This is a genomic window from uncultured Amnibacterium sp., assembly GCF_964245895.1.
Lineage (GTDB): Bacteria > Actinomycetota > Actinomycetes > Actinomycetales > Microbacteriaceae > Amnibacterium.
Map to the genome: position 1 here is coordinate 1 of NZ_CAXTOQ010000100.1, position 12894 is coordinate 12894.

Sequence of the window (12894 nt, forward strand, 5' to 3'; positions counted from 1 at the left end):
CCAAGACCCCGAGCAGCGCCGCTGGGTCCAGCAGCACGTCGAGGTGCCCTACACGAAGCCGACGCACGACGAGCAGATGCGCATCATGGGCAAGCTCAACGAGGCCGAGGCGTTCGAGACGTTCCTGCAGACGAAGTACGTCGGCCAGAAGCGGTTCAGCCTGGAGGGCTCCGAGAGCCTGATCTCGCTGCTCGACACCGTGCTGCAGCGCGCGACCGACGAGGACGCGCTGGACTCCGCCGCGATCGGCATGGCCCACCGAGGCCGGCTGAACGTGCTGACGAACATCTGCGGCAAGACGTACGGACAGATCTTCCGCGAGTTCGAGGGCACCCAGGACCCCAGGACGGTCCAGGGCTCCGGCGACGTGAAGTACCACCTCGGCACCGAGGGCGAGTACGTCGCGGCGAACGGCACCACCCTGCCGGTCACGCTGGCGGCGAACCCCTCGCACCTGGAGACCGTGGACGGCGTGCTCGAGGGCATCGTGCGCGCGAAGCAGGACCGCGACCCGGTCGCGACGTTCCGCGTGCTGCCGATCCTGATCCACGGCGACGCCGCGATGGCCGGTCAGGGCGTGGTGGTCGAGACGCTGCAGATGTCGCAGCTGCGCGGCTACCGCACCGGCGGCACCGTGCACATCATCGTGAACAACCAGGTCGGCTTCACCACGTCGCCGACGGACGGCCGCACCTCCATCTACGCCTCCGACGTCGCCAAGACGATCCAGGCGCCGATCTTCCATGTGAACGGCGACGACCCGGAGGCGGTCGCGCGGGTCGCGGAGCTGGCCTTCGCGTACCGCCAGCGGTTCCACCGCGACGTCGTGGTCGACCTGATCACCTACCGTCGGCGCGGGCACAACGAGGGCGACGAGCCCTCGATGACGCAGCCGGTGATGTACAACCTGATCGAGGCCAAGCGCAGCGTCCGGAAGCTGTACACCGAGGCGCTCGTCGGCCGCGGCGACATCACGCAGGAGCTGTACGACGAGGCGCACCGCGACTTCCAGTCGCGCCTCGAGCAGGCGTTCATGGAGACGCACGAGGCGCAGACGAACAGCATGCCGGTGATCGCGCCGGAGCCGGATGCGGATGCGGACCAGGTCGCGGACCTCGAGATGCCGTCCGCCCAGCGCGACGAGGGCGCGCCGACCCCGAGCCGGGTCGACGCGGAGACGCTGCGGCTGATCGGCGACCGGTTCGCGACCGCGCCCGAGGGCTTCACGGTGCACCCGAAGCTGCAGGCGCTCGTCGCCAAGCGGGCGGAGCAGACCCGCTCCGGCGCGATCGACTGGGCGTGGGGCGAGCTGCTCGCGCTCGGCACGCTACTGCTCGAGGGCACGCCCGTGCGCTTCGCCGGGCAGGACTCCGGGCGCGGCACGTTCACGCAGCGCCACGCGGTGCTGCACGACCGGGAGACCGGGGCCGAGTGGACGCCGCTCGCGCACCTGTCGGAGGACCAGGCCAAGTTCTGGATCTACGACTCGCTGCTCAGCGAGTACGCCGCGGTCGGCTTCGAGTACGGCTACTCCGTCGAGCGCCCCGAGGCGCTCGTGTGCTGGGAGGCGCAGTTCGGCGACTTCGTCAACGGCGCCCAGATCGTGATCGACGAGTACCTGTCGGCGTCCGAGCAGAAGTGGGGCCAGCGCTCCAGCATCGTCATGCTGCTGCCGCACGGCTTCGAGGGCCAGGGGCCCGACCACTCGTCGGCGCGCATCGAGCGCTTCCTCCAGCTGGCGGCGCAGGACAACATGACGATCGCGCAGCCGTCCACGCCCGCGTCGTACTTCCACCTGCTGCGCCGCCAGGCGACGGCCCGGCCGCGCCGCCCGCTGATCGTCTTCACGCCGAAGTCGATGCTGCGGCTGCGCGGCGCGACCAGCTCGGTGGAGGACCTCACCGAGGGCACGTTCGAGCCGGTCATCGACGACGCCCGCATCCAGGACGCATCGGCCGTCACGCGGGTGGTGCTGCACGCGGGCAAGATCCACTACGACCTGCTGGCGGAGGCGGAGAAGCGCGGCGACACGACCACGGCGCTCGTGCGGGTGGAGCAGTACTACCCGGTCCCCCGCCACGAGCTGGCCGCGGTGCTGCACCGCTACCCGGACGCCGAGGTGGTGTGGGCGCAGGACGAGCCGCTGAACCAGGGCGCCGCCCCGTTCGTGCAGCTGGAGATGCTGCGCGGCCGGTTCGCCGACGGCCGGGAGGTGCGCGTCGTCTCGCGCCCCTCCTCCGCGTCGCCCGCGGCGGGCTCCGCGAAGCGCCACCAGGCCGAGCAGGCCGACCTCATCCAGCGGGCCTTCGCCCGCTGAATCCCGCTGCGGGGGCCATCAGCGACAGATGGGGCGCGACACACGGCCCCCGGAGTCGCCGATGTCCCCCGGAGCGTGCCGGGCGCCGCGCCGTCAGTGCGCGATGGTGATGCGCAGGCTCGTGATCACCTGCAGGCGCAGGTCCTCGGGGGCGGTGTCGCGGCAGGCGCGCTTGACCGCGTCGGTCAGCACGCGGCCGATGTGCACCTCGTCCGAGCAGTCCGTGCACCGCGCCAGGTGCTCGGAGATGTCCGCGTACTCGTGGCGCTCCAGCTCGTGGTGCAGATACTCCTCGAGATCCATCTTGGCCTTCTCGCAGCCGCAGTCCGTCATCGGTCTCAGCTCCCCTTCCCGGCCGGTGCGCTCCGTCGCGACACCGAGCCCATCGCGATCCCGCGCTCCTGCGCGTAGTCGGTGAGTCGTTCCCGCAGCAGCCGCCTGCCGCGGTGGAGGCGGCTCATCACGGTGCCCACCGGGGTGTGCATGATGTCCGCGATCTCCTGGTACGAGAACCCCTCGACGTCGGCGAGGTAGACGGCCAGCCGAAAGTCCTCGGAGATGGACTGCAGCGCGTCCTTCACCGTCGAGTCGGGCAGGTGGTCGATCGCTTCGGCCTCCGCGGACCGGGAGGTGCGCGACGCGGAGGTGGTCGACTGGGCCTCGCCCAGCTGCCACTCCTCGAGGTCGTCGGTCGACGACTTGTACGGGTCGCGCTGCTTCTTGCGGTACGTGTTGATGTACGTGTTCGTGAGGATCCGGTACAGCCAGGCCTTCAGGTTCGTGCCCTGCTGGAACGACCGGAACGCGCCGAACGCCTTCACGAACGTCTCCTGCACCAGGTCCTGCGCGTCGGCCGGGTTCCGGGTCATCCGCATCGCGGCGCCGTACAGCTGGTCGATGAAGGGCAGCGCCTGCTCCTCGAACAGGTCGCGCAGCCGGCCCTGGTCGGGCACGTCCGCCGCGTCGTCGAGCCCCTCCTCGACCGTCTCCTCGAGGTCGTCGAACTCGTCATCGGCGGGGCGGGCCGGTTCGGTCGGGACAGGCATGGACGCGGAGTGTACCGGCGCCGTCCGAAGCGATCTCGGCGGGGCCGTGAGGACTGCTGTCGGCATCCGGCGGCTCCTTCCCGTTCCTGCTCGCGGACCTAGGGTGGAACCGATGCCCAGCGCGACCTATTCCGACGCCGCCTGGCGGGCTCCGACGGCCGCCGGGCCGCTGGCCGCGACGGTGCGGCTGCCCGGGTCGAAGAGCCTGACGAACCGCGAGCTGGTGCTGTCCGCGCTGGCGCACGGGCCGTCCCGCCTCCGTCGCCCGCTCGCGGCCAGGGACACGGATCTGATGGTCGCGGCGCTGCGCTCGCTCGGCGCCGGCATCACCGCCGAGGGCGACGACCTGCTGGTCGAGCCCGCACCCGTCGCGGGCGGGGTCCGGATCGACTGCGGGCTCGCGGGCACGCTGATGCGGTTCCTGCCGCCGGTCGCGACGCTCGCGGCCGGCGACGTCGGCTTCGACGGCGACGTGCGCGCCCGGGCGCGGCCCATGGCGACGACGATCCTGTCGCTGCGCGCGCTGGGCGTCGAGGTCGACGACGAGGGCCGCGGCACCATGCCGTTCACCGTCCGCGGCACCGGGGAGGTGGCGGGCGGGCACGTCCTCATCGACGCCTCGGAGTCGAGCCAGTTCGTCTCCGGCCTGCTGCTGTCCGGCGCGCGCTTCGCGAGCGGCCTGCGGGTCGAGCACCGCGGCGACCGCCTCCCCTCCCTGCCGCACATCGACATGACGATCGAGACGCTCGCCCGCCGCGGGGTCGACGTCGTGTCCGCCCAGAACGGCCCGGCCGCGACCTGGACCGTGCCGCCGCACCGCATCGCCGGCCGCGACGTCGACATCGAGCCCGACCTGTCGAACGCGGCGCCGTTCCTGGCCGCCGCGCTCGTGGCCGGCGGGTGGGTGACCGTGCCGGACTGGCCCGACGCGACGACGCAGGTCGGCGACCGCCTGCGCGAGTGGCTCGCCGCCTTCGGCGCCGAGGTCGACCTGCGGCACGGCGCGCTGACCGTCACCGGCCCCGGCGTCGCCCAGCACCCCCTCCGCAACGTCGACCTCGACCTGAGCGAGGGCGGCGAGCTCGCGCCGACGCTCGTCGGGCTCGCCGCGCTCGCGGACGGCACCTCCACCTTCACCGGCATCGGGCACCTCCGCGGGCACGAGACCGATCGCCTCGCGGCGCTGCGCACCGAGCTGGGCGCGCTCGGGATCGCCGTCGAGGAGACCGACGACGGCCTCGTCGTGCACGGCGGCCGGCCGGTCGCGGGCGACCGGCCCTGGCACAGCTCCGCTGACCACCGGATGGCGACCACCGGCGCGCTGCTCGGACTCGTGGTCGACGGCCTCCACATCGACGACATCGGGACGACGGCGAAGACGCTGCCGGCCTTCCCTGCCCTGTGGCAGCGGATGCTGCCGTGAGCTGGCTCACCGACGAGGACGAGCCGTACGAGGAGTACGACGAGTCCGACGTCCGGGTCCGGCCGAACCGGAAGGGCACCCGCCCGCGCACCAAGCAGCGGCCGGCGCACGAGGCCGCGGTGCCTGGCCGGGTCGTGACCGTCGACCGCGGCCGGATGCAGGTGCTCGTCGACGAGGGCGGCGACGACGAGCGGACGCTGCTGGCGACCCGGGCGCGCGAGCTGGGCAAGGAGGGGGTCGTCACCGGCGATCGCGTCGACGTGGTCGGCGACCTGACCGGCGAGGAGGGCTCGCTCGCCCGCATCGTCCGGATCCTGCCCCGCACGACCGTGCTGCGCCGCAGCGCCGACGACACCGACGAGGTCGAGCGCGTCGTCGTCGCCAACGCGGACCAGCTGCTGTGCGTCGTCGCCGCCGCCGATCCCGAGCCCCGTCCGGCGCTGATCGACCGCTACCTGGTCGCCGCCTTCGACGCCGGGATCGACCCGCTCGTGCTCGTCACGAAGACCGACCTCGCGGACCCCGCCGAGCTCGTCGCCGCGTTCGCGCCGATCGACCTGCCGTTCCTCAGCACCAGCCGCGGCGCCGACCTCGGCCCCCTCCGCGCGCTGCTGCTCGGCCGGACCACCGTCGCGGTCGGGCACTCGGGCGTCGGGAAGTCGACGCTGGTGAACGCGCTCGTGCCGGACGCCCACCGCGCGACCGGCGTCGTGAACGCCGTCACCGGCCGCGGGCGGCACACCTCCTCGTCCTCCGTCGCGCTGCGGCTGCACGCGACGGAGGCGGAGCTCGCTGCCGGCCTGCCCGCCGCCGGCTGGGTCATCGATACCCCCGGCATCCGCTCGTTCGGCCTCGGGCACATCGACCAGGCGAACATCCTGCGGTCCTTCGCCGCGCGCGCGATCCCGATCACCGACCCGCCCGACGGCATCCCGCTCGCGGACGCGCACGACTGGGAGATCGTCGACCGCATCGCGGCCGGAGAGCTGGGCGAGGCGGGCAAGCATCGGCTCGAGTCGCTGCAGCGGCTGCTGGACGCCCACGGGAACCGCGTCGTCGGCGCGGACGAGCCCGCGACCGAGTGAGGGGACCGCGATGACGGACTTCGACGACGACCTCGCCCTGGCGCTGCGGCTGGCCGACGCCGCCGACGCCGTGTCGCTCGCGCGCTTCCGCGCGATGGACCTCGTCGTCGAGACGAAGCCCGACCGCACCCCCGTCACGGACGCGGACCGCGCGGTCGAGCGGGCGATCCGGGACCTGCTCGCTGCCGAGCGGCCGGACGACACCGTGCTCGGCGAGGAGTACGGCGGCGACGCGGCCCCCGGCAGGCAGTGGATCCTCGACCCGATCGACGGCACGACGAACTTCCTGCGCGGCCAGCCGGTGTGGGGCACGCTCATCGCGCTCGCGGTGGACGGGAGACCGGTCGTCGGCGTCGTCTCCGCCCCGATGCTGCACCGCCGCTGGTGGGCCGCGCTCGGCTCGGGGGCGTGGGCCGCGTCGCCAGGCGAGCAGCCGCAGCGGCTCCACGTGTCGTCCGTGCGCGAGATCCCGGACGCCTACATCAGCTTCAACGCGCTGCAGTTCTGGGACGCCGCCGGCTGGACCGAGCGGCTGCTCGCGCTGGTGCGCCGCGCCTGGCGAGACCGGGCGCTCGGCGACTTCTGGTCGTACATGCTCGTCGCCGAGGGCGCGCTCGACCTCGCGGGCGAGCACGACGTGAAGGTCTACGACGTCGCCGCCCTGATGCCGGTCGTCACGGAGGCGGGCGGCCGGTTCACCGACCTCGACGGCGCGGACGAGGCGCCGTGGCGGTCGACGACCCTCGCCACGAACGGGCTGCTGCACGCGGAGGCGCTCGAGATCCTCCACTCACATCCGGTGGCCCCGACCCGTTGACCTGATGTGAGGGAACCGTTCGAGCAGGTCGTCGCCGCGCACGGCGACGTCGTCTGGCGCGTCTGCCGCGGCCTGCTGCCGCAGCACGACGCGGAGGACGCCTGGAGCGAGACGTTCCTCGCCGCCCTGCGCGCCTGGGACCGCTTCGACGGCGACCGCGTCCGCGGCTGGCTCGTCACGATCGCGCACCGCAAGGCGCTCGACGTGCTGCGCGCCTCCGCCCGCACGGTGAACCCGGAGGAGGGCGTGCCCGACTCCCCCGTGGCGGCCGGCGGTCGCGACCTCGACCTGTGGGCCGCCCTGGCGCGGCTCACCGCGGGGCAGCGCGCCGCGGTGGTCCATCACCACCTCGCCGGACTGCCGTTCGACGAGGTCGCCGCGCTCACCGGATCCACCCCCACCGCCGCGCGGAAGGCCGCCTCCGACGGCGTCCGCCGGCTCCGCACCCTGCTCGTCCTGGAGGACGCATGACCGTCTCCGCTCCCACCACCGACCCGGCGCTGCTCGCCCGCCTGCACGAGCGCCTGGAGGCGCTGGCGACCGGCGCCGACGCCCCCGACCTGCACTACCGCACGGTCGACTCCCCCATCGGCGCGCTGCTCGTCGCCGCGACCGAGCGGGGCGTGGCCCGGATCGCCTTCGAGCGCGAGGGCGAGCAGGCGGTGCTGCAGACGCTGGCCGACCGGATCGGTCCGCGCATCCTGCGCACCCCTCGCCGGCTCGACGCCGCGGCGCGCTGGCTCGACGCCTACTTCGCGGGAGCGCACGACCCGTTCGGGCTGCCCCTCGACACCCGGCTGGCTCGCGGCTTCCGCCTCGAGGTGCTGGACCGCCTCCGCGCCGTGCCGTACGGCGAGCGCGTCAGCTACGCGGCGCTGGCCGCACGCACGTCGTCCCCGAAGGCGGTGCGCGCCGTCGGCACGGCCTGCGCGACGAACCCCCTCCCCCTCGTGATCCCGTGCCACCGGGTGACGCGGTCCGACGGCACGGTCGGCGCGTACCTGGGCGGCCCGGAGACGAAGGTGCGCCTGCTGGCGCTGGAGGCCACCGGCTCCCTGCCGGGCTGAGCGCACAGCCGGCGCCGACCGCGCGCCCAGACGCGTGGGGTGGACTCCGCGGATGCGCGCACTCACCTGGCAGGCCACGACCTCCGTCTCGATCGAGGAGGTGCCCGACCCCCGGATCGAGCAGCCGACCGACGCGGTCATCCGGGTCACCTCCGCGGCGATCTGCGGCTCCGACATCCACCTCTTCGACCTGTTCGGGCCGTTCCTGAACAAGGGCGACGTGCTCGGCCACGAGACGATGGGCGTCGTCGAGGAGGTCGGCGCCGGCGTCACGCGCGTGCGGGTGGGCGACCGCGTCGTCATCCCCTTCGTGATCGCGTGCGGCGACTGCTTCATGTGCACCCGGGGGCTGCACACCCAGTGCGAGACGACCCAGCAGCACGAGCGCGGCACGGGCGCCGCGCTGTACGGCTACACCGAGCTGTACGGGGAGGTGCCAGGCGGCCAGGCGGAGCGGATGCGGGTCCCGCTCGCCGACTTCAACGCCACGGTCATCGGCACGGACCTGCCCGACCTGCGCTACCTGTTCCTCTCCGACATCATCCCGACCGCGTGGCAGGGCGTGCGGTACGCGGAGGTGCCGACGGGCGGCACCCTCGGGGTGCTCGGCCTGGGGCCGGTCGGCCAGTTCGCGGCCCGCATCGGCACCCACCTGGGCTACCGCGTCGTGGCCACCGATCCGGTGCCGGAGCGGCGCGCGCTCGCCGAGCGGTGGGGCGCGGAGACGTTCGACATCGACGGCGACGTGGTCGCACGGCTGAAGGACGCGACCGACGGCCGCGGCCCGGACGGCATCGTCGACGCGGTCGGCATGGAGTCGCACGGGCAGGGCGCCGTCGGCCTGGTGCAGAAGGCGGTCGGCCTGCTGCCCGACCCGATCGCGCAGAAGGCGATGACGACGGTCGGCGTGGACAAGCTGGTGGCCCTGCACACGGCGTTCGACGCGGTCCGCCGCGGCGGCACGGTCTCGCTGTCCGGCGTCTACGTCGGCACGGCGGACCCGACGCCGCTGATGACCCTGTTCGACAAGCAGGTGTCGATCCGGATGGGGCAGTGCAACGTGCAGCGGTGGCGCGACGAGCTGCTGCCGCTGGTCGAGGACGACGCGGACCCGCTGGGCACGATGGACCTCGTGACGCACGAGGTCGGCCTCGACCGCGGGCCCGAGATGTACACGACCTTCCGCGACAAGCAGGACGGCTGCATCAAGGTGGTGCTCCACCCCTGACAGTGCGACAACGACCCGGTGGTTCGTGGAGATGGGGGGAATCGAACCCCCGTCCACCGCTGTGGAACCACGTCTTCTCCGGGCGCAGTCTGCGTATGGCGTTCTACTCGGCCCCGATCCTTACCGCAGACGGATTGCGATCGACGGGCCCAGCCCCGGTTGAAGTCCCGCGAGGCCCCGAGGTGGGACGGACGCAGCAAGTCCCCTAGATGACGCCGGAGACCAGGACGGGGACGCGCCTGGACCGACGGTCGCTAGTTCTCTGCTTTACGCAGCGAGAGCGACGGTGCTCTTAGAATTGGCACCTGTGTTGTGCATGCAGCATTAACGAGTTGAGCATGCATCCTCGGCCCGCTTCCCGTCGTTGAACAGGCGATGTCGAAACCGATCATCCCCCTGGGGAACACGAAGCCGTTGTCGCACTGTGGAGTTGTCCGCCCCGGAGGGCTCGACGAGTGTAACGACCCGCGACGACATCGTGTTCCTCGATCTCAGAGGTCGAGCGCGAGGTAGCGGCTGTGCGGATCGGCCGTGTAGCCGGCGAACGGCCCCGTCGGCACGAAGCCGTGCCGCTCGTACAGGCGGACGGCCGCGTCGAAGAAGGGCTCCGAGCCCGTCTCGAGCAGGAGGCGCCGCTCGCCTCGGGCGCGCGCGACCGCGACCAGCTCGGCGAGCACCGCCGCGGCCACGCCCCTCCCCCGTGCGGCGAGCGCGGTGCGCATCGACTTCACCTCCGCGTCGCCGGCCGGCAGGGCCTTCAGCGCACCGCAGCCGAGCAGCACGCCGTCGCCGTCGCGCGCGGTGACGAACACCACGTCGGATGCGGCGAGCGCCTCAGGGTCCAGGGCGTGCACGCTCTCCGGCGGCGAGGTCCTGCGCATGTCGGCCAGGTGCTCGTGCAGCAGCGCCCGCACGTCCGGCCGCAGCGGGTCGTCCGGTGCGACCCTCACTCGCCCAGGTGGCCGCGGGTGGACATCGCGCGCTGGGCCTCGCGGTTGTCCTGCCGCTCGCGCAGGGCCTGGCGCTTGTCGTACTCGCGCTTGCCCTTCGCGACCGCCAGCTCCACCTTCGCGTTGCCGTCCGAGAAGTAGAGGGACAGCGGGATCAGCGTGTAGCCGCCCTCCCGCACCTGCGAGTGCAGCTTCAGGATCTGCTGCTTGTGCAGCAGCAGCTTCCTGGTGCGCCGCGGCGGGTGGTTGGTCCAGGTGCCCTGGTTGTACTCCGGGATGTGCACCGCGTCGAGGTACGCCTGGCCGCCGTCGATGTAGGCGTAGCCGTCCACGAGGGAGGCGCGGCCCTGCCGCAGCGACTTGACCTCGGTGCCGGTGAGGACGATCCCCGCCTCGAGCGTGTCCTCGATGGTGTAGTCGTGCCGCGCCTTGCGGTTCGTGGCCACGACCTTGCGGCCCTGCTCCCTGGGCATGCGACACCTCCCCGACTCGACGCGCTGCGGATGGCAGCCCGTCAGTCTACCGGCGCCTACACCCGGAGATAGCGACTGATCGCGACGTTCGCCGAGACCGCGGCGAGCAGGATCCCGGTGCCGATCAGGATCGGCACCACGACGAGCGCGTCGGGCACGGTGACGAAGGCGATGTCGCGCTGCGCCTGCGCCAGGTAGCCCTGCACGAAGAACTGCACGATCCCGACCGTGGTCAGGGCCGCGAGGACGGAGCCGATCAGCGACGAGAGCACGCCCTCGAGGATGAACGGGGTCTGGATGAACCGGTTCGAGGCGCCGACCAGCCGCATGATGCCCAGCTCCCGCCGTCGCGAGAACGCGGAGAGGCGGATGGTCGTCGAGATCAGCAGCGCCGCGGCGACGAGCATCAGCGCGGCGATGCCCGCCGCGGTGATCGACGCCGTGTTCAGCACGTTGAAGATCTGGTCCAGCAGGCGCCGCTGGTCGGTGACCGCGTCCACGCCGGGCATGCTGCTGATCGCCTCCCCGATGACCGCGGACTGGTTCGGGTCCTTGAGGTTGACCCAGTAGGCCTCGTTCAGCAGGTCGGGCGTGACGTAGTCGGCGACCGGGTTGCCCTTGAACTGCTTCTGGAAGTTGTCGTACGCCAGCTGGTGGTCCTCGAAGCGGAACGACTTCACGAACGAGTTCACGGGAGCGGTCTCGAGCGCCGTCTTCACGGCGGCGATCTGCGCCTTCGTGGCGCTGCCGTCCTGGCAGTTCGTGCTCGGCACGGCGCCGTTGCAGAGGTACACGGCGACCTGCGCCTTGTCGTACCAGAAACCCTTCATCTGGTTGATCTGCAGCTGCATGAGCGCGGCCGTGCCGACGAACGTCAGCGAGACGAACGTGACGAGCACGATGGAGACGACCATCGAGAAGTTGCGGCGGAGGCCGCTGGCGGCCTCCCCGAGCACGAGTCCGAGCCTCATGACGACGGCCCCACCTCGTCGTCGCCGTCCCGCTTCGTCCGCAGGCCCAGCCCGGTGATGAAGTCCAGGTGGTCGGGCAGCTGGTCGCGGTGCCGCGCGAACGCCCGGGGGTCGGTGTCCGCGCCGAGGTCGGCGGGCGCCTCCTCGCGGGGCACGACGGGCAGCGGACCGGTCTCGACGCGGCGCGGGGCGGGCACCGGGGAGGCGAAGAACAGGGAGCGGCCGTCGTCGGCGGCCGGCGGGGCCACAGGCGTCGCGCGCCACGGCGCGTGCTCGCCGGGCAGCAGCACCGGCCCGGTCTCGGAGCGGGCCCAGATCGGCGAGGTGGCCGGCTGCGCCACCGGAGTCGTCGCGGGTGCCGAGGCCGGCACGCCGCGGCGGGCCCACAGCGGGACCGAGCCGTCGCGCTGGACGGGCACCTCCGTCGCGGGCGCCTTCGGCAGCTTGATGGAGCTGGTGACGTACGTCGCCTCCAGCTCGTCGCGGATGATCCTGCCCTGCACCAGCTCGACCACGCGCTTCTGCATGCGGTCGACGATGGTGACGTCGTGGGTGGCCATGACGACCGTGGTGCCGGCCTGGTTGATGCGCTCGAGCACCTGCATGATGCCCTCGCTGGTGCGGGGGTCCAGGTTGCCGGTCGGCTCGTCCGCCAGCAGGATCGACGGCTTGTTCACGACGGCGCGGGCGATCGCGACGCGCTGCTGCTCTCCGCCCGACAGCTCGTTCGGGAAGTTCGCCGACTTCTCGGCCAGCCCGACCGTCTCGAGCACGTCCGGGACCGTCGTCTGGATGAACCCGCGGGACTTCCCGATCACCTGCAGGGTGAACGCGACGTTGTCGTAGACGGTCTTGTTCGGCAGCAGCCGGAAGTCCTGGAACACCACACCCAGGCTGCGTCGGAAGTACGGCACCTTGCGGGTCGAGATGGAGGTGAGGCGCTGGCCGAGCACGTGGATCTCGCCCGTGGTCGCCCGCTCCTCGCGCAGCATCAGGCGCAGCAGGCTCGACTTGCCGCTGCCCGAAGCGCCCACCAGGAAGATGAACTCCCCGGCGCCGATCTCGAGCGTGACGTCGTCCAGCGCGGCTCGCGGAGCGCCGCGGTAGCGCTTGGTCACGGAGTCGAAGCGGATCATCTCGGCAGCCACCATAGGCGCGGACCGGGCGACGGGCGGGTCCGACAGGCGAACTCCGACGGTGTCGCTACGCCGGGTCGCGCTTCCGCCAGCGGATGCCCGCGGAGAGGAATCCGTCGAGCGCGCCGTCGAAGACGCTCGACGGGTTGCCCTCCTCGTGCTCGCTGCGCAGGTCCTTCACCATCTGGTACGGCGCGAGCACGTAAGAACGGATCTGATCGCCCCAGCTCGCGGTGATGGTGCCGGCCAGCTCCTTCTTCTTGGCGGCCTCCTCCTCGCGCCGCTGGATCAGCAGCCTCGACTGGAGGACGCGCATCGCCGCGGCTCGGTTCTGGATCTGGCTCTTCTCGTTCTGCATCGAGACGACGAGGCCGGTCGGCA

14 protein-coding genes and 1 other RNA gene are annotated in these 12894 nt (G+C 72.3%); 7 read left to right on the top strand and 8 right to left on the bottom strand.

All coding sequences use genetic code 11. The features are described 5' to 3' along the window. The coding region (locus tag ACFE60_RS13020) for a multifunctional oxoglutarate decarboxylase/oxoglutarate dehydrogenase thiamine pyrophosphate-binding subunit/dihydrolipoyllysine-residue succinyltransferase subunit (protein ID WP_375389289.1) at positions 1-2317 on the top strand (2317 nt) is incomplete at its 5' end. A 93-nt stretch (positions 2318-2410) separates the two neighbouring features. Here the strand turns inward: ACFE60_RS13020 and ACFE60_RS13025 are convergent. Both ACFE60_RS13025 and ACFE60_RS13030 read right to left on the bottom strand, forming a co-directional pair. After that, positions 2411-2620, bottom strand: coding sequence for an alpha-ketoglutarate decarboxylase (locus ACFE60_RS13025; RefSeq protein WP_375389290.1), 210 nt, complete (start codon positions 2618-2620; stop codon positions 2411-2413). Positions 2621-2655: 35 nt separating this feature from the next. Next, entirely contained in the window at positions 2656-3363 is a 708-nt protein-coding gene (locus ACFE60_RS13030; protein ID WP_375389291.1) for a sigma-70 family RNA polymerase sigma factor, read from the bottom strand. Between the two features lie 112 nt (positions 3364-3475). Here ACFE60_RS13030 and aroA point away from each other — a divergent pair, with 112 nt between their 5' ends. Genes aroA through ACFE60_RS13060 form a run of 6 tightly spaced genes read left to right on the top strand, consistent with a single transcriptional unit; the run spans position 3476 to position 8983 of the window. Then, on the top strand, positions 3476-4786 hold the full coding sequence (gene aroA, locus ACFE60_RS13035; RefSeq protein WP_375389292.1) for a 3-phosphoshikimate 1-carboxyvinyltransferase: 1311 nt from the start codon (positions 3476-3478) through the stop codon (positions 4784-4786). Further along, positions 4783-5871, top strand: a complete 1089-nt coding sequence (rsgA, locus tag ACFE60_RS13040) for a ribosome small subunit-dependent GTPase A (RefSeq protein ID WP_375389293.1) — start codon at positions 4783-4785, stop codon at positions 5869-5871. Before aroA ends, rsgA begins: the two co-directional genes overlap by 4 nt. A 10-nt stretch (positions 5872-5881) precedes the next feature. Beyond that, positions 5882-6688: an inositol monophosphatase family protein gene (locus tag ACFE60_RS13045; protein WP_375389294.1), complete on the top strand. Its 807-nt coding sequence runs from the start codon at positions 5882-5884 to the stop codon at positions 6686-6688. 6 nt (positions 6689-6694) lie between these two features. Further along, positions 6695-7159 carry an RNA polymerase sigma factor gene (locus tag ACFE60_RS13050; protein WP_375389295.1) on the top strand — a complete coding sequence of 155 codons (465 nt, stop codon included), beginning with the start codon at positions 6695-6697 and terminating at the stop codon, positions 7157-7159. Beyond that, complete coding sequence (locus ACFE60_RS13055; protein WP_375389296.1) at positions 7156-7755, top strand: methylated-DNA--[protein]-cysteine S-methyltransferase; 600 nt, start codon at positions 7156-7158, stop codon at positions 7753-7755. Before ACFE60_RS13050 ends, ACFE60_RS13055 begins: the two co-directional genes overlap by 4 nt. Before the next feature lie 52 nt (positions 7756-7807). After that, positions 7808-8983, top strand: a complete 1176-nt coding sequence (locus ACFE60_RS13060; protein ID WP_375389297.1) for an alcohol dehydrogenase catalytic domain-containing protein — start codon at positions 7808-7810, stop codon at positions 8981-8983. Between the two features lie 23 nt (positions 8984-9006). Here ACFE60_RS13060 and ssrA read toward each other — a convergent pair. The 6 genes from ssrA to ACFE60_RS13090 form a co-directional block, all read right to left on the bottom strand. Continuing rightward, positions 9007-9379, bottom strand: a transfer-messenger RNA (tmRNA) gene (gene ssrA / locus ACFE60_RS13065). 95 nt (positions 9380-9474) lie between these two features. Beyond that, positions 9475-9933 carry a GNAT family N-acetyltransferase gene (locus ACFE60_RS13070; RefSeq protein ID WP_375389298.1) on the bottom strand — a complete coding sequence of 153 codons (459 nt, stop codon included), beginning with the start codon at positions 9931-9933 and terminating at the stop codon, positions 9475-9477. Continuing rightward, the gene (gene smpB, locus ACFE60_RS13075) at positions 9930-10406 is read right to left on the bottom strand and encodes an SsrA-binding protein SmpB (RefSeq protein WP_375389299.1); all 477 of its coding nucleotides are present in this window, start codon (positions 10404-10406) and stop codon (positions 9930-9932) included. The genes ACFE60_RS13070 and smpB overlap by 4 nt, the downstream gene beginning before the upstream one ends. A 56-nt stretch (positions 10407-10462) precedes the next feature. Beyond that, positions 10463-11377, bottom strand: a complete 915-nt coding sequence (gene ftsX, locus ACFE60_RS13080) for a permease-like cell division protein FtsX (protein ID WP_375389300.1) — start codon at positions 11375-11377, stop codon at positions 10463-10465. Continuing rightward, positions 11374-12513, bottom strand: coding sequence for a cell division ATP-binding protein FtsE (ftsE, locus tag ACFE60_RS13085; RefSeq protein WP_375389301.1), 1140 nt, complete (start codon positions 12511-12513; stop codon positions 11374-11376). Before ftsE ends, ftsX begins: the two co-directional genes overlap by 4 nt. Positions 12514-12580: 67 nt before the next feature. After that, positions 12581-12894, bottom strand: a 314-nt coding sequence (locus tag ACFE60_RS13090; protein ID WP_375389302.1) for a peptide chain release factor-like protein, incomplete at its 5' end; no start/stop codon positions are given.